Here is a 20,453-nt window from a genome sequence, read left to right as displayed (position 1 = left end):
AAAGGAATGTCAGTGAGCATCGAAGCCGATCCGGCCAAGGTCCAGCAGTTTTCCGCGCGCATCATGGAGGATTACGGCAACACGCTGCGCGGCGCCATGCTCTATATCGGCGACCAGTTGGGCCTGTTCAAGGCCCTGGCCCAGACCGGCGCGGTGACGCTGGAGGAACTCACCGATCACACCGGCCTCAACGCGCGCTATCTGCGCGAGTGGCTGGGCAGCATGGCGACCGGCGATTACGTGAGCTACGACCGCCACAGCAAGCGCTATCGCCTGCCCGACGAATTCGTGCCGGTGCTGGCCGACGAGGACTCGCCCTACTTCGCCGGCGGCATCATCCAGCTGAGCGTTCCGTTCGTGTCGATGGCGCCGCGCATCATCGAGGCGTTCCGCCACGGCGGCGGCGCGCCGGAAGAATCCTATCCGGTCGAAACCTGGCAAGGCATGGAGCGCATGACCATGCCCTGGTACAAGCATTTCCTCGTCCAGCATTGGATCCCGTCGCTGAGCGGGGTCAAGGAAAAGCTCGAAGCCGGCGGCAGCGTGCTCGATTTCGGCTGCGGCAGCGGATTGGCCGCGATCACCATGGCCCAGGCCTTTCCGAACGCCAGCATCCTGGGCTGCGATTTCCATCTGCCCTCGATCGAACGCGCGCGCGCGAACGCGCATGCGGCCGGACTCGGCGATCGGGTGCGTTTCGAAGTCGCCGATTCCGATGCGCTGCTGGGCAAGAAGTTCGACTTCGTGACCACCTTCGTGGTGATCCACGACGCGGCCGATCCGCAGCAGATGATGAAGGACCTGCGCACCTCGACCGCCGACGACGGGACTTACCTCATGGTCGAGCTCAACCTGTCCGAGGAACTGCACGAAAACATGAATCTGTTCGGCCGGGTGATGTACCCGCAGAGCACGCTGTACTGCATGACCTGTTCGTTGTCGCACGGCGGCGCCGGGCTCGGCGCCTTCATGGGCGAAACCCGCGCGCGCGACATGGCCGCCAAGGCCGGTTTCAGCCGGGTGCGCAAGGTACCGTCCGATCGGCCGCCGCTGCCGGCGTTGTTCGAACTGCGGCCCTGAGCCGCGGCGCCAGCCGTCGCTCGGCTGGTCGCGGGCAAAAAAAAACCCCGCCGAGGCGGGGTTTTTCGTGCAGCGATACGCCGTTGGATCAGAACTTGTACTGAGCGGCGATACCGAACAGATCGGCGTGGCCGGAGTACTTGCCGACCAGACGCGAACCGCTGTTCGACATCACATCGATCTTGGGGCTGTCGATCTCGATGCGGGTGTAGGCGGCGTCGACGCTCAGATGCTCGCTGGCGTTCCAGGTCAGGCCCACCGAGTACAGCATGCGGTCGTTGTCGGGCAGACGCGGGGTGCGCGTGCGGTCGTTGGTCGGGGTTTCGTCGTGCGCCACGCCAGCGCGCAGGGTGAAGGCATCGTTGAGGTCGAACTCGGCGCCGAGTGCGTACATCATCGTGTCTTCCCATTCGAAGTCTTCGAAGCCGACCTGGGTGTTGAGGGCGTTGTGACGACGGATGTCGACTTCGCGCAACGAATGCCAGTCGGTGGCCTGGACGTCGGCCATCATGCGGAAGTTGTCGCTGAACGCGTAGGAGACGCTCAGGGTGTCCACACTCGGCGTGGTCAGCTTGGCGCCGCCAGGACCGTCGGCAATCAACGCAGCCAGGCCGGGGTTGCCGGCCGCGGCGCCCGCGACAGCGGCGGGGACGGTGAAGTCGACCGTGCCGGAGATGTCGTGGTCGATTTCGGAGCGGTGCGAGTAACCGATCGACAGCTTGTCGGTCGGCTTGAACTGGAAGCCGACCAGCCAGCCCAGACCGTTGTCGTCGCCGGTCACGTCGACGAGGCCGTCGTTGCGCTGCGGACCGAACGGCGAAGCCGGCGAACGGCAGGCCGGGTTGCCCGCGCAGATACGCGAACCCAGATCGACGGCGCTGGTCAGGGTGACTTCGGCGCGCTCGTAAATGACGCCGAAACCGACCGAGAAACGATCAGTCAGAGCCACCGCGGCCGACAGGGTCAGGTCGATGGTCTTGACGTCGGATTCGATAGCGTTGTAACGGCCGACCCAGTTGCGGTCGTATTCGGTCTTCAGGCCGAACGGCGCGCTGACGCTGGCGCCGAGGGTGACCTTGTCGAATGCGCCCGACAGCGGCACGACGATGGCCAGCGCCGGCACGGGCTGCGCATCGCCGGGGTCGCCGCCGTTGCCGCCGGTGAGCGGGGTGCCCGCCGCCGAGGTGCCGCCGCCGCGGAACTTCGCGGTCAGGTCGATCACGGTGACGTCGGTGCGGACGGTGGTGCTGTCCAGGTTGACCATCGCCGCCGGATTGTTCGACACGACCGCCGCGTCGTCCTTGGCAACGGCGCTGCCGGCGAAGGCACGGCCCTGGTTCTTGACGCTGTTCTCGCGAATCTGGAAACCGGAAGCGCCGGCCGAACCGAAGCTGATGACGCCAGCGATGCCGAGCGCGATCGCGGTCAGGCGGGTGTAACGGTGTGAGGGTTGCATGCGTGTAGTCTCCGTTGGAGTATTTTTAGTCTTTCTCGGCCGTGTGCGCGGACCCGCTGGTGCGAGCTCCATGCCGCCGGAAACCCCTCCCGACGTACGACGCCGTATGCACTATAGCGCGGCTATTAACCGAACGCTAACAATACGCCCAAGACCGCAAAGCCGTCCGTACCGATGTCGCAAAGCCAAGCCACGCAACCACTTACCTGTCTTTCGTGCCTTAATGGGGTAACTGTCGGCAGCCCCGGCTGGCGGAGCTGAGCGCGTGTTCGTCACCATCCCCACACGCGAACGAACCCGGCTGCGCTGGGCCACTCCGCTGCTGTTCGCCTTGCTGTGGCTGTGCTTCATCGTCTCGGCGGTGGTGCTGCCGGACCCGGAGCAGCGCCGGCTGATGCTCGAGTGGGGCGCCTTGTCGGGCGGCCTGTCCAGCCCGCTGGCGTGGTGGGACGCGGTGCGCGACGGCAGCCTGCTGCGCCTGTTCAGCGCGCTGTTTCTGCATGCCGACTGGGCCCATCTGCTCGGCAATCTGGTGTTCCTGCTGATCTTCGGACTGCCGGCCGAGCGCGCGATGGGGCCGTGGCGGCTGTTGGCGCTGTTCCTGTTCGGCGGCGCGGTCGCCAACCTGGCCGCGGTGATCGCGATCGGCACCCCGGACCGCTTGATCATCGGCGCCAGCGGCGCGGTGTCGGCGCTGATCGGCGCCTACCTGGCGCTGTTCCCGAGCGCCAAGCTCGGCGTGGTGGTGCCGCTGGGCCTGTTCCTGCAATTCGTCAAAGTGCCTGCGCCGCTGCTGATCGGCGTGTGGGCGGCGTTGCAGGTGGTCTTCACCTTCATCGGCCCGGCCTTCGGCGCGGTGGCGTGGTCGGCGCACCTGGCCGGCTTCGCGTTCGGCGGCGCGTTCGCCCTGATCGCCCGCGCCGGCATCGCGCGGCGGTTACGGCGCAAGCGCGGGTATTGAGGTCGGGAATGGGGAGTCGGGAATCGTAAGAGCCGCCCCGACGCTCTTGAGTTGGCACCGCAAGCCCACACGCTGTTTTCAGATCGCGTCATTGCCGCTTTTACGATTCCCGACTCCCCATTCCCCATTCCCGGCCCCAATGCCTACCCTCTACAAAGTCACCTTCCTCAACGCCGGCAAGATCTACGAGTTGTACGCGCGCAAGATCGGCTCGGGGTCGCTGTGGGGGTTCACCGAGGTCAGCGACCTGGTGTTCGACGTGCATGAAGGCTTGGTGGTCGATCCGACCGAGGAACGCCTGCGCGACGAGTTCGGCAACACCAAGGTGTTGCATCTGCCGATGCAGAGCATCGTGCGGATCGAGGAAGTCGAGCGCAAAGGCCAGTCGGCGATCCGCGACGCGGCCACCGGCGAGAAAGTCGTCACTCCGTTTCCGTTTCCGGCCAAGCCGCGCTGATTGACTAGACTGGGGACCGGCGAGACGCGGAGCAGCACGCGATGACCGGCACCACGGTCGATACGATCGAACTCAAGGACCGGCGCTTCGCGGTCGAACGCGCGCAGGTGCAGGGCTGGCTGTACGACGATGCCAGCGGCGAAGTCTGCTGGTCGATCGACGTGCGCGGCGTGGCGACGCGCTTCGGCGACGGCGAATTCAGTCAGGACCTGAGCCCGCATTTCTACGACGAGGCGATGCCGCTGCGGATCGACGACTGGCGCAAGCTCGAAAACAGCGGTTACCGCTTCGATCTGGAAGACGACGACGAAGGCGACAGCCTGCCGACCTTGTACCTGTGCTCGCACCTGGCGCTGCCGCGTTCGCAACTGCATTTGGGCGCGCGTCGCGGCCACCGCTTCGCGCTGGAGTGGCACGGTCTGGCTGAGGCGAACTGGGATGAGGAATTCGGCCGCGACCTGCCGTTCCGGATCGCGCTGGACATCGAGTTCGCGCAGCAGGAGGTGCGGTTCTGGCATCGGCACGACGATGAAGACTTCGAAGCCGCCGCGCGCGAGGTAATGGCGCGGCGCAGCTTGTCCGGCCAGCATCTGAGCTATCGCGATCATCGGCGTTTTCGCGACGATCCCGATGATGAGCATTACCGGCTGATACGCGCGTTCTTCTTGCCGATCGACTGAACCGCGCCGCGCATTGACGCGGCCTCGGGCGAGCGCCTGGTGACGCCGTTACCGCTGCCGGCCAAGCCGCGCTGACGCCCGGGCTCGCGTTGGGTCTTCAGCCCGACGCGCCCTCGCTACGGGCTTGATCCATCGAATCCGCCGTCACCGTCGGCATGTCGGCGCGGGTCCGCCGTCCGCATGGCTGTGGACGAACCGGGATGGGTGTCGTGTTCAAGATAGCGCATTGATAAGGGCGATGAGCGCCAGTCCCCAGCCCGGCATGGAGCGGGCACGGGCGAAGTTTCGGTATCGATACGTGTTCAAATCGACGACGAAGAGCACCGTGTTGATCGACAGCGCCGCCGCCGGCAAGTACCACCCACTCAAGGCGGGAAAGTTGTGGGGAATCGCGATCGCCGCAATTCCCACGGCAAACGAGACCAGACCGATCAGCATGGCGAAGCTCCTCAGCGGCCCTGCACGCATGCGCCCAGCACTGCGGCTGCTTCGGCGCCAGGAGTGGACATCGCTCGACCGTTCGCAAACGCACTCGCCCCACGGGGATCGGCATGAACACCGTTCGCGCCGGGCAGGATGCGGCGCGCCTTCATTCTTGCCATCGGCCAGGCGTGGCCCCGCAGGACATTTCCAGCCAGCGCTGCGGATGGCCGCGCATCGTCTGCGATTGGTCGCCGATAGCGCCGACCGTTCGGAACGCGCCCGAAAATCTCTCGTTGCAGATCCGGCGAAGACTCACCACGGGATCATGAGGCCCCGCCCCTGCGCGAGGCGAGCGTCGGCGCAGGCGATCGCGCGGTGCGCGTCGATCAGGCGCGCGATCGGCTTTGTGCCGGATCGCCGCGATCCGAAAAACAGCGTCGGGATTCAAGTCCCTCACGAAAACGCCCGGCTCGTGCCGGGCGTTTGGTTGCCGCCTCGCTGCAGGCTCAGCGCTTGGCCGCGGGCGTCGCCGCCTTGCTGACCGTCGCCGGCGTTTTCGCGCCCGCGGGTTTCTTCAGTTCGGCCAGCGCCGAAGCGATCGGGCCGTCGCCTTCGAGCACTTCGCCGGCGTTGGTGCCGGGCGTGTCCTCTTCGTCGCCGTGCAGATGCCCGGGCAAAGTCGCTTCGGTGTAGCTCGGGCGGCCGTCGGCATCGGGCGCTTTCGGCGCGCGCAGCACCACGTCGGGCACGATGCCCAACGCCTGGATCGATTTGCCGCTGGGCGTGTAGTAACGCGCGGTGGTGAGCTTGACCGAATCGCCGTTGTCGAGCGGCAGCACGGTCTGCACCGAGCCCTTGCCGAAGGTGCGGCTGCCGACCACGCGCGCGCGGCCGTTGTCGCGCAAGGCGCCGGCCAGCACTTCCGAGGCGCTGGCCGAACCGGCGTCGACCAGCACCACCAGCGGCGCGCCGTCGAGACGATCGCCCGGGGTCGCGCTGAATTGCGCGTCGCTGATCGCGATGCGGCCGCGGGTGCTGACGATCTTGCCGCTGTCGAGCAGGTCGTCGGCGATCTGCACCGCCGAGGTCAGCAGACCGCCGGGATTGCTGCGCAAGTCCATGACCAGGCCGCGCAGCTTGCCGCCGGACTGGGTCTTCAACTTTTCCAGCTGGGTTTCGAAATCCGCAGCGGTGTCGGCCTGGAACGCGCTGATGCGCAGATAGGCGTAGCCCGGTTCGAGCATGCGGCTCTTGACGCTGGTGACGCGGATGGTTTCGCGCGCGACGGTCAGGTCGAAGGGTTTGTCGCGGCCTGCGCGCACGATGGTCAACACCACCTTGCTGCCGGGCGCGCCGCGCAGGGTGCTGGAACTGTCGCCCTCGTCCACTTTGAACGGCTTGCCGTCGATGGCGATGATCAGGTCGCCGGCCTTGATCCCGGCGCGCGTCGCCGGTGTGTCGTCGATCGGGGAGATGACCTTCAAGGTGCCGTCGGGCTGGCGCTGCAGTTCCACGCCGATGCCGTCGTAGTTGCCGCGCGATTGTTCGTCGAAGTCTTCGGCCGCGACCTTGTCGAGGTACACGCTGTGCGGATCGAGATCGAGCAGCAGGCCGCGGATCGCCGCGTGCATGAGCTTGGCGTCGTCGACCGGTTCCACGTACGCCTGCTTGACCGCGTTGTAGACCGCCACATAGCGGCGGATTTCCTCGATCGGCACCTTGGAGTCGACGCCGTCGCCGTCCTTGCCGGGCTTGGCCTTGGCGGCGCGCGCGGGCGGGGCCGGCTGCGGCGGAGTGTCGGTGTCGGCTGGATCGGTGTCGGCTGGCGAAGTGCCCGACTTGGTGTCGGCTGGTTTGGTGTCGGTCGGTTTCTTGTCGGTCGGCGGGGTGGCCGGTGCCGTCGAAGGCGCGGGTTGGGGCGCGGACTGAGGCGCGACCGGCGGCGGCGTGGTCGGCGCCTGCTGCGCGAGCGCCAGCGGAGCGGCGCCCAGCGCCAGGGCGAGCGGTAGCAGACTACGCAGGGGGTGACGCAGGGACATGCACGGCGCTCCGGAACGGGTACGAATCAGGTAGCGATAGGACCGCGCGAGGCGATCCGGGTTCGATCGATTATCTGCGCACGTTAAGCCGCGCGCTTGCAAGCTTTTGTTAAATCGTCGGCGGGTTGCGGATTTGGACTCCTGCGCGCGCTACGAGGTCTGTGTGGGCGGGGCTTCAGCCCCGACGCTTTCGGCTCAGACAAGGCAGGTGTCCGGCGATCCGAGCGAAAGGCGTCGGGGCTGAAGCCCCTCCCACACAGACTTCCACACAGACCTCCCGCTACGACACGATCGGCACGCTTCGAACTGGATCAGCCGTTTACCGCCGCGGCGCCCTGCCTCAACGCCGCAACCAGGTATTCGGATTGACCGGCTGGCCGCCGCGACGCAGTTCGAAATACAGCGCCGGCCGGCCGTGGCCGCCGGAACTGCCGACGGTGGCGACCGCGTCGCCTTTCTTGACCGTCGCGCCGGCGTCCTTGAGCAGGGCGTCGTTGTTCGCGTACAGACTCATGTAGCCGTTGCCGTGATCGACGATCAGCAGCAGGCCGTAGCCGGTCATCCATTCCGAATACACCACGGTGCCGTCGGCGACCGCCTTGACCGTGGCGCCGGCCGGCGCGCCGATCAGCAGGCCTTCGCTGCTGCGGCCGTCGGGCATGGTGCCGCCGAAGCCGGCCAGCAAGGCGCCCGACACCGGCCACCCCAGGCCGCCGACCTGCGGCGCGGGCGCGCGGGCGACCTGCACCGGCGGTTTGCGCACCGGCGCGGGCTTGCCTTGCGCCTTGGCTGCGGCGGCGGCGGCGCGCGCTTCGCGGGCCTCGCGTTCGGCCTTGGCCTTGGCGGCGGCGCGACGTTGCGCCTCGGCGCGCGCGGCGGCGGCGCGCAGCTTGGTCAGCAATTGCTCCAGGCCCTTCGCATCGCGGCCGAGTTCGCGTTCGCGGGTGCTGCGGTCCTGGTATTTCTCGTTGATCTGGGCGACCAGCGCGGCGCGGGTCTTGCGGTCTTTTTCGAGTTGGCCGAGTTGGTTGCGCTGTTGCTTGCGGGTGCTGTCGAGGCTGGCGCGGCGCTCGACGATCTGACGCTCGAGCGCATCGAGTTCGCGCAGCTGCGCGCTCAGTTCGGCGATGCGGCGCGCGCGATCGCGCTGCACATAGCCGTGATAGGTCAGGATGCGGCTGCTGTCGGCGACCTTGTCCTGCGACAGCAGCAGTTTCAGCGGCGCGTCGTTGCCTTGCGCATACGCGGCGCGCACCAGCCTGGACAACTCATCGCGCTTGGAACCCAGGCTCGCGTTGAGCGCGTCGCGCTTGCTCTGCAGATCCTTCAATGCGGCCTGCTCGCGCGCGAGCCGGGTTTCGGTGTCGCGCAGGGCGCGGTTGGAATGGCCGACCTGTTCGTCGGCCTGGCGCAGTTGCTGCGAGGCGTCGCCGCGCTGGCCCTCCAGCTTGCGCCGTTCGGCCGCGACCGACTTGAGTTCGGTCTTGATCTTCTCGAGCTTGCGCTCGGCGTCGCGGCTGTTGCTCTGCGCGGCCGCGTGGGCGCCCAGGCTCATCGCCAGCGAGCATGCCGTCACACTGGCCAGCCACCACGCGCGCGCGCTCGCCATCAGCGCTCCAGCAGGCTCGTGCCGGTCATCTCGGCCGGCTGGGCGATACCGAGCAGGTCGAGGATGGTCGGCGCGACATCGCGCAAGGCGCCGCCGCTGCGCAGCGTGGCCTTGCGCGGGCCGACATAGACCAGCGGCACCGGGCCGACGGTGTGCGCGGTGTGCGGTTGGCCGGTGCTCGGGTCGCGCATCATTTCCAGATTGCCGTGATCGGCGGTGATCAGCAGCGCGCCGCCGACCTCCTGCACCGCGGCGGCGATCGGGCCGATCGCCTTGTCGACCGCCTGCGCGGCCAGGATCGCGGCCTGCAGATCGCCGGTGTGGCCGACCATGTCGGGGTTGGCGATGTTGCAGATCGCGACATCGATCGCGCCGGACTTGATCGCTTCGATCAGTTTGGCGGTGACTTCCGGGCAGCTCATCTCCGGCTGCAGGTCGTAGGTCGCGACCTTCGGGCTCGGCACCAGGATGCGGCTTTCGCCCGGGTAAGGATCTTCGCGTCCGCCGCTGAAAAAGAAGGTGACGTGGGCGTATTTCTCGGTCTCGGCGATGCGCAACTGGGTCAGGCCGTGGGCGGCCAGCAATTCGCCCAGGGTGTTGTGCAGATCGTCGGGGCCGAACGCGACCGGCGCCGGCAGGCGCGCGTCGTATTCGGTCAGACACACGAAACGCGAGAGCTTCGGCCGGCGCGCTTCGTAACCGTCGAAGTCGGGATCGACGAACGCCGCGCTCAACTGGCGCGCGCGATCGGCGCGGAAATTCATGAACACCACCGCGTCGCCGTCGGCCATCGCGGTGGCGCCGTCGATCACGGTCGGGGCGACGAATTCGTCGGTTTCGCCGCGCGCATACGCCGCTTCGAGCCCGGCCAATGCGCTCGGCGCGTGCTCCGGGCTGTCGGCTTCGACCATCGCGTTCCAGGCGCGCAACTGACGATCCCAGCGCTTGTCGCGGTCCATCGCGTAGTAGCGGCCGCTGATCGAGGCGATATGCGCGTTGCCGAGGCGATCGCACACGTCTTGAAGGCGTTGCAGGCTCGGCGCGGCCGACTTGGGCGGCATGTCGCGGCCGTCGAGGAACGCATGCACCGCGACCCGCGCCACGCCTTCGCGCTGGGCGAGTTCGAGCATCGCGAAGATGTGCTTCTCATGGCTGTGAACGCCGCCGGGCGAGAGCAGGCCCATGACGTGCAAGGTGCCGTTCGACGACTTCGCCGCCGCGCAGGCCGCGCGCAGTTCTTCATTGGCGTAGAAGCTGCCGTCCTCGATCGCCGCGTCGATCCGGGTCAGGTCCTGATAGACGATGCGGCCGGCGCCGAGGTTCATGTGGCCGACCTCGGAATTGCCCATCTGCCCGTCCGGCAGGCCGACGTGGCGGCCTTCGGTGTGGATCAGGGTGTGGGCCTGCGAGGCCAGCAGCGCATGCCAGTTCGGCAAGGTGGCCTGGGCCAGGGCGTTGTCGGCGGGGTCGTCGCGATGGCCCCAACCGTCCAGGATCAACAGCACTACGGGCTTGGGTCGGGCATTCGCTGACACGTGGGGGATTCCTATGACCAGGGGCAGGGGCCGCCGCAGGCGGATTCTGCGATTGTAGCGAAGCGGACGATGAAGCCCCGGGGAACGCGGCGACGGGTTCGCAGCGGTGTCCGCAAGTGCTTGATAGTGCTTGACCCGGCACGTCGCGCACCCGCCGACATCACGAAATGCGCATTCGCCTTAAACCGATCGCGCGCTCGCCGCATCACAGACCTTGCCCACCAAGACAACGGAACACGCCATGACGCGCACCCGCCTCACCCTCAGCCTGTCGGTCCTGATCGCCCTGTCCTCGCCGCTGGCGTTCGCCGACGACGGCATCAGCAAGGTCAACGGCAGCATCACCGTCGAAGCCAGCCAGCGCCAGGGCGACCTGGATACCGTCAACGGCAGCATCCGGATCGGCGACAGCGCCCGCGTCGGCAAGGCCGAGACGGTCAACGGCAGCATCCACGTCGGCAACAGCAGCCAGACCGGCGGCCTGGAAACGGTCAACGGCAGCATCCGCGCCGGCACCAACCTGACCGCGAACGGCGGCATCGAAACCGTCAACGGCAGCATCTTCGTCGATCGCGGCGGCACCGTGCGCGGCGACCTGGAAACCGTCAACGGCGCGATCGGCCTGGTCGACACCGACGTCACCGGCGGCATCGAGACGGTCAACGGCGACCTCACCGTCGGCGTGGATTCGCACGTCAGCGGCGGCATTCGCTACACCAAGCCCAACGGCATCAAGTTGCTCAAGCAGCGCGACCCGCGCGTGATCATCGGACCGAACGCGCGCGTCGACGGCGCCCTGGTGTTCGAGCGCGAAGTGAAGCTGTACGTGCACAGCACCGCCAAGACCGGCCCGATCCGCGGCGCCACCGCGATCGCGTTCAACACCGCGACCCCGCCGGCGGAGTAACGCCGAAAAGGCCGCGCCCGCGCCCCGTCCGAGTCGCCACGGCCCCGGCCATGGCGATCCGGGCGGGGCGTTCGCACCGCGCCGACCGCTCGGCGAGCGAACGGATCGGGACAACACCGCGAAACCGCAGCACCTAGAATGGACCTCCCCCACCCCCGGCCTCGCGCCGCTCCTGGAGGTCTCGACCTTGTTGCCGAAGCATCTGTCCCGAACCACCCCGCTGCTCACCGCCACCTCGCTGGTGGCCGCCGCCCTGGTCCTGTCGGCCTGCGACAAGACAGCGTCCAAACCCGACACCGGCGCGAGCGCCGCCACGCCGGCCCCGGCCCAGCCCGCCGGCGAGCACGGCTTCGACGGCGCGATCAACGCCGCCGACTTCGCCCAGCACGTCAAGGTCCTGGCCTCCGACGAGTTCGAAGGCCGCGCGCCCGGCAGCGCCGGCGAGGAAAAAACCGTCCAGTACCTGCAGGCCCAGTTCCAGCGCATGGGGCTCAAGCCCGGCAACGGCGACAGCTATTTCCAGACCGTGCCGATGGTCGAGACCACCGCCGACGAAACCACTTCGCTCACGCTCGAGGTCAAGGGCCAGCCGCGCGAATTGAAGTTCGGCACCGACATGGTCGTCGGCACCCGCACCGGCCAGCCGGAAATGAAGGTCGACGGCAGCGAGCTGGTGTTCGTGGGCTACGGCGTCAACGCGCCCGAGCAGCAGTGGAACGATTACGCCGGCGTCGACGTCAAGGGCAAGACGGTGGTGATGTTCGTCAACGACCCGGGCTTCCACGGCCAGGACGCGACCTTGTTCGAAGGCAAGCGGATGACCTATTACGGCCGCTGGACCTACAAGTTCGAAGAGGCCGCGCGTCAGGGCGCGAAGGCCGCGTTGATCATCCACGACACCGCCGGCGCATCGTACGGCTGGGACGTGGTCAAGAATTCGTGGTCGGGCGCGCAGTTCGACCTGCCGGCCAAGGACGATCCGGAACCGCGCCTGCCGGTGCAGGGCTGGATCAGCAACGACGTCGCGCGCAAGTTGCTCGGCGATCTGGGCCAGAACCTCGATCAGTTGTATCAGGCCGCCGGCAAGCGCGGCTTCAAGGCGATCGCGCTGCAGGCCAAGGCCTCGGTGGATCTCAAGAGCAAGATCAGCCAGAAGTCCTCGCGCAACGTGGTCGCGCGCCTGGACGGCGCCAAGCGTCCGGACGAAGCCATCGTCTACATGGCGCACTGGGATCACCTGGGCAACCACACCGGCGAAGGCGGCCACGAAGGCCATGGCGCCGACGCCAAGACCACCGGTCCGGACACGATCTACAACGGCGCGATCGATAACGCATCCGGCGTGGCCGGCATCCTGGAAATCGCCGAAGCCTTCAGCAAGCAGATCCCGCCGCCGGATCGTTCGCTGCTGTTCCTGGCGGTGACGCTGGAGGAATCGGGCCTGCTGGGTTCGAAGTACTACGTCGCCCATCCGACCGTGCCGCTGAACAAGACCGTCGCGGTGATCAACCTCGACGCGATGCCGATCATCGGCAAGGCCCGCGACATGACCGTGGTCGGTTACGGCAGCTCCGAGCTCGAGGACATCCTCAAGACCGTCGCCGACGGCCAGCAGCGCGTGCTGCATGCCGAAGCCACCCCGCAGGACGGCTTCTACTTCCGCTCCGATCATTTCAACTTCGCCAAGGCCGGCGTGCCCGCGCTGTACGCCAAGGGCGGCAACGACCTGATCGACGGCGGCGTCGAAGCCGGGCAGAAGGCCCAGGTCGATTACAGCCAGAACCGCTACCACAAGCCGTCCGACGAATTCGACGCGGCCTGGAAGCTCGACGGCGTGGTCCAGGACCTGGACGCGCTGTACGGCGTGGGCAAGATCCTGGCCGGCAACGAGCAGTGGCCGAACTGGTACGAGGGCAACGCGTTCCGCGCCGCGCACGACACGCTGATGGCGCCGCCGGCGAAGTGAGCCGAGCCCGCGCGCGGGGCCGGTCCGGTGGGCCGGCCCTTGCCGCACAGCGATCCGACCACGGCGCCCAAGGGCGCCGTGGTTTTTTCCGCTAGGCTTTAGCAGCCGCGGCTTGCGGTATGCCAGAAGGAACACGCATGTCCATCTCCATCGCCTACTGGTGCGTGCTGATCGCCGCGTTGTTGCCGTACCTGTGGGTGGCCGTCGCCAAGGCCAGCGGCAAGCGCTACGACAACCGCGACCCGCGCGGCTGGCAGACCCGCCAGGACAACCCGCGATGCCATGCCGCCTACGCCGCCCACCTCAACGCGTTCGAAGCCTTCGCCCCGTTCGCGGCGGGCGTGATCGGCGCGCAGATGACCGGCGTGGCCACCGACTGGGTCGTCGGCCTGGCGATGGCCTTCATCGTCTTCCGTGTACTGCACGGCGTGTTCTATGTGGCGCGCCAGCCGCGGCTGCGCAGCTTGGCCTGGGTGCTGGGCTTCGGCTGCGTGCTGGCCTTGCTGGTCCTGGCCGCGCTCGCGGCGTCCGAAGACGCCAGCGCGCAGGTGGTGCTGCGTCTGCTCGACGGCTCCTCGCAGGCCGGTTTGCCCAGCTGAGGCTTGCGCGCAAGTCGTTCGCATCCATCCTTTGCGAACGCGGCTCGCGTTCGCCACGTCCCCCCGCCGCATCCCGCTGTCCCGAAGAGTCGCGAATGTCCCCCGCCCCGCGCACCGATCACGAAAACTTCGCGCAATCCCTGCGCGGCGACGGCTTCTGCTTCGTCGGCGGTGAGCACATGCGCGAGCATCTGCTGCAGCACGGTTCGCTGCAGGATTGGCCGGCCTTCGCCGACAGCTGGAACGACCTGGCGCCCGATCAGTACCTGGCCAGCATCGGTCGCCATCGCCGCCGCCGGCATGCGGTGTTCCGCGCCGGCCGCGACGGCGCGATCGAGCGCCAACCGCATCAGCCGCATTACCAGAGCCTCGACTACAACACCCTGCAAGGCGACATCGAACGCTGGTTCGAACCGGTGCGCGACGACATCGGCGGCGGCGCCAGCCTCACCACGGTGCTCGGGTTCTGCCGCGATTTCTTTTCCACGCTCGCGCCGGATACGCAGGCCTGGCATATCGAGCTGCACCAGTTCCGCATCGAAGCGCGCAGCGACGAAGACGGTCAGCCCACACCCGAGGGCGTGCATCGCGACGGTGTCGACTACGTGCTGGTGCTGTTGATCGACCGCCACAACATCCTCAGCGGCACCACCACCATCCACACCGCCGACGGCACCGAACTGGGCAGTTTCACCCTGACCGCGCCGCTCGACGCCGCGCTGGTCGACGATGCGCGCGTATTCCATGGCGTCACCGCGGTGACGCCGCAGGACCCGCAACGCGAAGCGCATCGCGATGTGCTGGTGGTGACGTTCCGCAAGACGGCTTGAGCGCGCGCGGGTCGGCGCGGCCGCGCGGTGTTTGAAGTTTGATTCACAGCCCCTGCCGAGACTGAGGCTCCCTCTTGCCGAGATCGCCTCCATGACCGCGCACCGTATTCGCCGCACCGTCCTCGCCTTGTCGTTGCTGCTAGCCGCCCTGCCTTCGATGGCCGCCGACAAGATCCTGATCGTGGTCAGCGGCGAAGGCCGCGACCAGGGCAAGACCCGGCCCGGCTTCGAAATGGACGAATTCGCCCAGGCGTATTTGATCTTCCGCGACAACGGCTATGCCGTCGACGTCGCCAGCCCGAACGGCGGCCGCGTCGAAGCCGACAAGTACGACGCCAGCGAAGCGTTCAACGCGCGCCTGCTCGCCGATACCGACGCGACCGGACAACTCGCGGCCACGCGCAAGACCGGCGATCTCAAAGCCGCCGACTATGCCGCGGTCTACGTGGTCGGCGGCAAAGGCGCGATGTTCGATCTACCCACCGACCCGGCCTTGCAGCGCGTGGTGGCGGACATCTACGAACGCGGCGGCGTGGTCGCGGCGGTCTGTCACGGACCCGCCGCGCTGGTCGACGTGCGTCTCGGCAACGGCGCATGGCTGGTCGACGGCAAGCGCATGACCGGTTTCAGCAACGAAGAGGAGGCCGTGTTCGGCAAGCGCTGGGCGAAGCAGTACCGCTTCCAGCTCGAAGACGCGCTCAAGGCGCGTGGGGCGCAATGGCACGAGGCCGCGTTGATGATGCCCAAGCTGGTCGTCGACGGCCGTCTGATCACCGGGCAGAACCCGTACTCGACGCCCGCCGTCGCCGAAGCCATCGTCGGCGCGCTCGGCCGCCAGCCCAAGGCGCGCACGGCCTGGCGCGACGAACGCACCATGGCCCTGGTGGAGCGTGCGTTGAACGGCGAATCCGCCGCCGTGCGCCAGGCTTTGGCCGAGAATCGCGAGCACTATCACGTGCAACTGATCGGCCTGCTCGGCTACTACCAATCGCAGTCCACCCAGGACCCGGCGGCCACCCGCGACGCGCTGGCGATCATGCAACTGGCCGCGCCGTACATGCCCGAGCCGCAACTTCGGCTGGGCATGGCCGAGGCGCACCTGCGCTTGGGCGATCGCGAGCAAGCGCGTGCGCTGACCGGCGAAGTACTGGAAAGCCACCCCGACATGGCCGAAGCTAAACAACTGTTGCAACGCATCGGAACCTGAGCCGCGATGGTGGAGCGTCTGCGCATACTCGTGGTCGAAGATCATCTGCCGCTGCGCGCGGCGATGGCGGCGATGTTCGAGTCGCACGGCCATCAGGTCGACTTCGCCGCCGACGGCCGCACCGGCTTGCGCCTGGCGCTGGACGATCCACCCGACGTATTGGTGCTGGACCTCAACCTCCCCGGCCTGGACGGCCTGCGCGTATGCACGCAGTTGCGCGAGCAGGCCGACCGTCGCATCCCGGTGCTGATGCTGACCGCTCGCGACACCCTCGCCGACAAGCTCAAGGGCTTCGAGGCCGGCGCCGACGATTACCTGGTCAAGCCGTTTGCGGGCGAGGAACTGCTCGCCCGCTGCCTGGCGCTGTCGCAGCGCCATCGCGGCGGCGAACAGCATCTGCTGCGGATCGGCCCGCTCAGCATCGATCGCCGCGGCAACAGCGCGCAACGCGACGGCACGCCGCTCGAATTGCATCAGACCGCCTACCGTATTCTGCTGATTCTTGCCGAAGCCTGGCCTCGCACTCTCACCCGCAGCGAACTCATGCAACGCTTGTGGGGCGATGAAGCGCCGCCGTCGGATCCGTTGCGTTCGCATCTGTATCTGTTGCGGCAAGCGCTCGACAAACCCTTCGCCTGGCCGATGCTGCACACCGTGCATGGCGTCGGTTTCAAGCTGCGCGAACGTCCATGAAGCGGCCGCGGCGGCGCATGCGCAACCGCTTGATGATCGCGTTCGGCGGATTCGCCGTGCTGGTCGCCGGCGTGTTCGGCCTGTACGCGGTGGTGTTCATGTATGCGACCGAAGACGCCTTCTTCGACGCCGCGTTGCGACAGGAAGCCGCCGCCCTGGCGCGCGCGCGACAGCAGCACGGCCGCTGGGAAACGCCGCGCAGTCCGTACATGAAGGTGTATACCGACGTGGCGCAATTCCCCGACGACTTGCGCTCGCCTTATCAAGAAGAACCCTGGCGTCATGAATACGCGGGTCGCGACGGGCGCCACTACCATCTCAAAACCCTGCAGGCCCCCACGCCGGCCGCGAACGCATGGCTGGTCGCCGAAGTCAGCCAGCAGTTGGTGGTGCGGCCGATGCGCGACCGCATCCTGCAATTGCTGGCCTGGTCGGCGGTCGCGGTGTTCGCATTGGCGCTGTTGATCGCTTACTGGCTGGCGCGACGGACCGCGGCCCCGCTGGCGCGACTGGCCGCGCAAGTCGGCTCGATTACCCCGCAGCGTTTGCCCGTGCTGCCGCTGCCCGAACGCGCCGACGACGAAGTCGGCATGGTCGCGCAAGGCGTCGCCGAACTGATCGAACGCATCCGCACTTTCATCGAACGCGAACAGGAATTCACCCGCGACGCCAGCCATGAACTGCGCACACCGCTCGCGGTGATCGCCAGCACCAGCGAGCGCCTGCTCGACGAGCCCGGCCTGTCGCCGGCCGGACGCCAGCACTTGATGCATCTGCGCCAATCGGCATCGCAACTCGAGCAGACCGTCGCCACCCTGTTGAGTCTGGCGCGCGAATCGCAAGAGTCGGCGCAAGCGGGCGATCCCGTTGCCGTGCTGCCGCTGCTGGAGCGGGTCATCCTGGATCAGGCGGTGTTGCTGGAAGGAAAACCAATCGAGCTCGACATCCAGGTACCGCCCGACACCCGCAGCGTATTGCCCGAACCGGTACTGCACATCCTGCTATCGAATCTGATCGGCAACGCGTTCGCGCACACCGAAGCGGGCGTGGTGCGTATCTGGATCGAACATGCGGCAAGCCAGGACCGCGCAAGCTTCAACATCGTCAACAGCGGGCACGCGATCGAACCGGACTTGCTCGCGACCCTGCACCGACCGTTTCAGCGCCGCGAAGGCAGCGCCGGCCTCGGACTCGGCCTGGCGATCGTGCGCCGACTGTGCGAACGCTATCGGATCGACTTGCGGATCCAGGCCGAGGATGCAGACACGCGGGTTGAACTCGGTCTGGCGCCGCGGGGTGATCGCGTCGCTTGAGATGCGAACGACTGCTGCGCGGTGTTCGCGATCGTTTGCACGATCCGTGCGGTAACTCGCCGGCCGTTACGAACCGAAATTATCGCGGCAGCGATCAGTCGAAAAACGGCTGACAGTCCGCGATGTTCTGCGTCCATTGCCAGAGGTTGGCGCCTGTATATCGGTTAGTCGCCACCCGCGCGACCACCATCGCAACCACAGTCAATAGCCAGGCTCGACATCCCCTGTCGGAGCGGCGTCCTATTGGATTTCCTTCGGTCATAAGCCGCGACCGCGTAACTCACACTCGAGGCAAGCGCGAAATAGATCGCGGAATCGGACTTGGTGCTGAACCTTGCCGACGGTTGTGAACTTCATCTGGACCTTTACTGGCGATCTCGGATCGGCCGGCCCGGGATCAATCGCCGGGCCGTGCGCGTCGCGATGCGCGACCAAGGACGGGGACAACCGCGCTGCGCTCTCGCTGCATCCGACCAAAGTCGGTGAATGACGAATTACATCGATGGCGACTCCCGCCAAATTCAGCAGAGCATCGCGACTGCACCGACGTGGTCGACGCGAGCAGCAACGCTCAGCGGCTGCCGCCTGATTCGAACCAGCTCACACCGTCGGTCACGAACTCGATCGTGCGATACGCCGTCACCGCCACGCTCGCTGCGCCGCCCTTGAGCTGCAGCACGCCGTTACCGGTGAAGTTCAAGCCACCCATGCCGGCCTGGATGGTTACCCGGCGACCGGGATTGCGCGGCACGATGTCCTGTATCGCGATGCCGCCAGTGACCTGGTAGAACTCGGCACCGTAGTTGAGTTGAATTTGCGCGGACGCGGTCAGATACGTCGCCGCATCGCTGCGCACCGCCTCCACCACCGGGCCCTCGCGGTAATCGGCGCCATCGATGTAGGCGGTGGCCGGCGCATCCTTCAGCACCAGGCCGCTGATCGAGCAACGCGCCGGGCCGCCGGGCTGCTTGTTGATGCGGATCGCCGAGCCGGTGAATTGGCGAATACGGCAGCCCACGATCAGGGTATCGCTGGCGTTCGGACCGATCACGATGCCGTTGACGTTGCTGCTCAAGTCGCCGGAAAGCTCGCAGTTCTTGATCGAATTGGCCGGGCCGTTGACGACTAAACCGCAAAAATCGGCCTTGAGCCCGTTAATTTCGCACGAGCTTGCACCGACGCCCAATTCGACCGCCGCGCCATTGCCGACAATGCCGCCGATCCAACCGCCGACGATCTGCACGCTTTGTCCCTTGTTGACGACGATGGCGCTACCGCCGTTATTGCCGCCTTCGATATTGACGTTGACGATGAAGAAATTGGTACCGTCCTCGGTCACCGGATCGGAATCGATATGGAACGCCGGCAACTGGCTGGCCTGCATCACGATCAGATCGTTGACGAACATGCCGCCGGTATGAGCACCGAAATGCACCTGGTGCCCACCGCAGGAATAGATCCGCAGCGACTCCATCCGTACATCGACCGTTCGATACGGATTTGGACTCGCGGCATGCGGCGAGCCGCCGGTATGAAGACCGTCCTCACGGAAATACCGCACACGGCAATGACGAATGAAGCCATCGGAAGCACGGAACAGGGTCATGCCGCGGAACAGGCGTGACTGATTTCCGTAGCGCCCGTAGAAATCGCAATTGCGGATGTCGAAGTAGGCCGCGAAGTTGAGGAAGATGCACGAACCGGTGGTCGAAGCGGCTGCATTTGGACCGGGCACGAAGGTAAACCCGTCGATCAGGGTGTTCAGGCTGGCGAGCATGCCGCTCTCGGTGCCGTTCCCGATCACGATGTGATCGCGATCGGCGACGTCCATCAGCAACTGCACCCCGCCCTGCGCCGCACGCAAGCTTATGCCGCTCAGGATCCGCAGCGCGGCCGTGAGCCGATAGTTGCGCCGCGTCGCCCAGACGTCGCGCCCCGGATTGTCGTTGATGGCGGCCTGGATCGCCGCGGTATCGTCGGCCATGCCATCGCCGACCGCGCCATAGTCCTCGAACGTAATGAATTCGTCTGTAGGCAGCGGGGCCGCTTGCGCCATGGAAGAAATTCCGGCGGTGGCCGCCGCGGCCGTCAGCGCGAGCGGCACACCCATGAATTGGCGTCTTTGCATGTGGGTTCCTTTGGATCCGGTCGGATTGGGCGCAATGGATGCCTGCACGTTGATGCTGACAGCCACGGATCGCAGGCGCTGCGCCACGGGCAACGCGATCGCGTCACTACGCCTGCAGAAGCTGTGGCGAGGAATGACGGTCGTAAGGGCGCAGTCATCGATTATCCACGCCGGTGCACAGTTGATACGCAGCGGCGCTAGCTCCCTGTAGGAGCGGCGCAGGCCGCGACCGCGCCACCGCACATACGCCGTAAACCAGAAACCGCCGGTATCGGCAAGGCCTTCAGAAGCTGTAAGTCCCGATTCGCCACCAAGGTGGGACTATGGGGCCACCATACTGGCGCGGTCGCGGCTCGTGACCCAAGGAAATCAATCGGACGCCGCTCCTACAGGGGCATTCGCTGCGGCATTGATTATCAAACCAGCCGCTGCGATCAATTATCAGCGGATTAACTCGTGGTCGAACCAAGGGCCTGGCGTGACTTTATTCCGCGCAAAGAAAAACGCCGCAACCAGAAGGTTGCGGCGTTTTAGGGTAAAGCCCCTGGCGATGACCTACTCTTGCATGGC

The 20,453-nt window shown here is 66.7% G+C and carries 18 protein-coding genes; 12 read left to right on the top strand and 6 right to left on the bottom strand.

The window, feature by feature from the left end; translation table 11 throughout:
* Positions 1-12: 12 nt before the first annotated feature.
* Positions 13-1,080, top strand: a complete 1,068-nt coding sequence (locus AC3A4T_RS03135) for a class I SAM-dependent methyltransferase (RefSeq protein ID WP_487674057.1) — start codon at positions 13-15, stop codon at positions 1,078-1,080.
* Positions 1,081-1,168: 88 nt separating this feature from the next.
* On the opposite strand, the gene AC3A4T_RS03130 is transcribed toward AC3A4T_RS03135, so the two are convergent.
* Positions 1,169-2,536 (bottom strand): OmpP1/FadL family transporter, encoded by a 1,368-nt coding sequence (locus tag AC3A4T_RS03130; RefSeq protein ID WP_487674056.1) that lies wholly within the window; start codon positions 2,534-2,536, stop codon positions 1,169-1,171.
* A gap of 265 nt (positions 2,537-2,801) precedes the next feature.
* Between AC3A4T_RS03130 and AC3A4T_RS03125 the strand changes: the two genes are divergently transcribed.
* From AC3A4T_RS03125 to AC3A4T_RS03115, 3 genes are all read left to right on the top strand, one after another.
* Positions 2,802-3,497, top strand: a complete 696-nt coding sequence (locus AC3A4T_RS03125) for a rhomboid family intramembrane serine protease (RefSeq protein WP_036112535.1) — start codon at positions 2,802-2,804, stop codon at positions 3,495-3,497.
* A 139-nt stretch (positions 3,498-3,636) separates the two neighbouring features.
* The gene (locus tag AC3A4T_RS03120; protein WP_036112538.1) at positions 3,637-3,954 is read left to right on the top strand and encodes a DUF1820 family protein; all 318 of its coding nucleotides are present in this window, start codon (positions 3,637-3,639) and stop codon (positions 3,952-3,954) included.
* 41 nt (positions 3,955-3,995) lie between these two features.
* Complete coding sequence (locus AC3A4T_RS03115; RefSeq protein ID WP_487674055.1) at positions 3,996-4,634, top strand: hypothetical protein; 639 nt, start codon at positions 3,996-3,998, stop codon at positions 4,632-4,634.
* Between the two features lie 213 nt (positions 4,635-4,847).
* On the opposite strand, the gene AC3A4T_RS03110 is transcribed toward AC3A4T_RS03115, so the two are convergent.
* The 4 genes from AC3A4T_RS03110 to gpmI all read right to left on the bottom strand — a co-directional run bounded on the left by AC3A4T_RS03110 (position 4,848) and on the right by gpmI (position 10,240).
* On the bottom strand, positions 4,848-5,072 hold the full coding sequence (locus tag AC3A4T_RS03110; RefSeq protein ID WP_487674054.1) for a hypothetical protein: 225 nt from the start codon (positions 5,070-5,072) through the stop codon (positions 4,848-4,850).
* 491 nt (positions 5,073-5,563) lie between these two features.
* Positions 5,564-7,096 carry a S41 family peptidase gene (locus AC3A4T_RS03105; RefSeq protein WP_487674053.1) on the bottom strand — a complete coding sequence of 511 codons (1,533 nt, stop codon included), beginning with the start codon at positions 7,094-7,096 and terminating at the stop codon, positions 5,564-5,566.
* Positions 7,097-7,436: 340 nt separating this feature from the next.
* Positions 7,437-8,705 (bottom strand): murein hydrolase activator EnvC family protein, encoded by a 1,269-nt coding sequence (locus AC3A4T_RS03100; protein ID WP_487674052.1) that lies wholly within the window; start codon positions 8,703-8,705, stop codon positions 7,437-7,439.
* The gene (gene gpmI, locus AC3A4T_RS03095) at positions 8,705-10,240 is read right to left on the bottom strand and encodes a 2,3-bisphosphoglycerate-independent phosphoglycerate mutase (RefSeq protein WP_487674051.1); all 1,536 of its coding nucleotides are present in this window, start codon (positions 10,238-10,240) and stop codon (positions 8,705-8,707) included. Before gpmI ends, AC3A4T_RS03100 begins: the two co-directional genes overlap by 1 nt.
* A gap of 241 nt (positions 10,241-10,481) precedes the next feature.
* Here gpmI and AC3A4T_RS03090 point away from each other — a divergent pair, with 241 nt between their 5' ends.
* The 7 genes from AC3A4T_RS03090 (at position 10,482) to AC3A4T_RS03060 (ending at position 17,755) form a co-directional block, all read left to right on the top strand.
* The gene (locus tag AC3A4T_RS03090) at positions 10,482-11,147 is read left to right on the top strand and encodes a DUF4097 family beta strand repeat-containing protein (RefSeq protein WP_487674050.1); all 666 of its coding nucleotides are present in this window, start codon (positions 10,482-10,484) and stop codon (positions 11,145-11,147) included.
* Positions 11,148-11,334: 187 nt separating this feature from the next.
* On the top strand, positions 11,335-13,113 hold the full coding sequence (locus AC3A4T_RS03085; protein WP_487674049.1) for a M28 family metallopeptidase: 1,779 nt from the start codon (positions 11,335-11,337) through the stop codon (positions 13,111-13,113).
* A gap of 137 nt (positions 13,114-13,250) precedes the next feature.
* The gene (locus tag AC3A4T_RS03080; protein ID WP_487674048.1) at positions 13,251-13,712 is read left to right on the top strand and encodes an MAPEG family protein; all 462 of its coding nucleotides are present in this window, start codon (positions 13,251-13,253) and stop codon (positions 13,710-13,712) included.
* 95 nt (positions 13,713-13,807) lie between these two features.
* Positions 13,808-14,542 (top strand): 2OG-Fe dioxygenase family protein, encoded by a 735-nt coding sequence (locus tag AC3A4T_RS03075; protein ID WP_487674047.1) that lies wholly within the window; start codon positions 13,808-13,810, stop codon positions 14,540-14,542.
* Between the two features lie 91 nt (positions 14,543-14,633).
* Positions 14,634-15,749, top strand: a complete 1,116-nt coding sequence (locus AC3A4T_RS03070; RefSeq protein ID WP_487674046.1) for a DJ-1/PfpI family protein — start codon at positions 14,634-14,636, stop codon at positions 15,747-15,749.
* Between the two features lie 18 nt (positions 15,750-15,767).
* On the top strand, positions 15,768-16,442 hold the full coding sequence (locus AC3A4T_RS03065; RefSeq protein ID WP_487674447.1) for a response regulator transcription factor: 675 nt from the start codon (positions 15,768-15,770) through the stop codon (positions 16,440-16,442).
* A 17-nt stretch (positions 16,443-16,459) separates the two neighbouring features.
* A complete protein-coding gene (locus AC3A4T_RS03060; protein WP_487674045.1) occupies positions 16,460-17,755 on the top strand; it encodes a sensor histidine kinase in 1,296 nt (431 codons plus the stop codon).
* Between the two features lie 571 nt (positions 17,756-18,326).
* Here AC3A4T_RS03060 and AC3A4T_RS03055 read toward each other — a convergent pair.
* Entirely contained in the window at positions 18,327-19,970 is a 1,644-nt protein-coding gene (locus AC3A4T_RS03055; RefSeq protein ID WP_487674044.1) for a pectate lyase family protein, read from the bottom strand.
* Between the two features lie 268 nt (positions 19,971-20,238).
* On the opposite strand from AC3A4T_RS03055, the gene AC3A4T_RS03050 reads away from it, so the two are divergent.
* A partial coding sequence (locus tag AC3A4T_RS03050; RefSeq protein WP_487674043.1) for a hypothetical protein occupies positions 20,239-20,453 on the top strand: 215 nt, incomplete at its 3' end.

It is taken from the genome of Lysobacter sp. Soil_N_51 (assembly GCF_057655755.1).
Note: the sequence above shows the minus strand (reverse complement) of the source record. Positions and strands in the feature narration are given on the sequence as shown.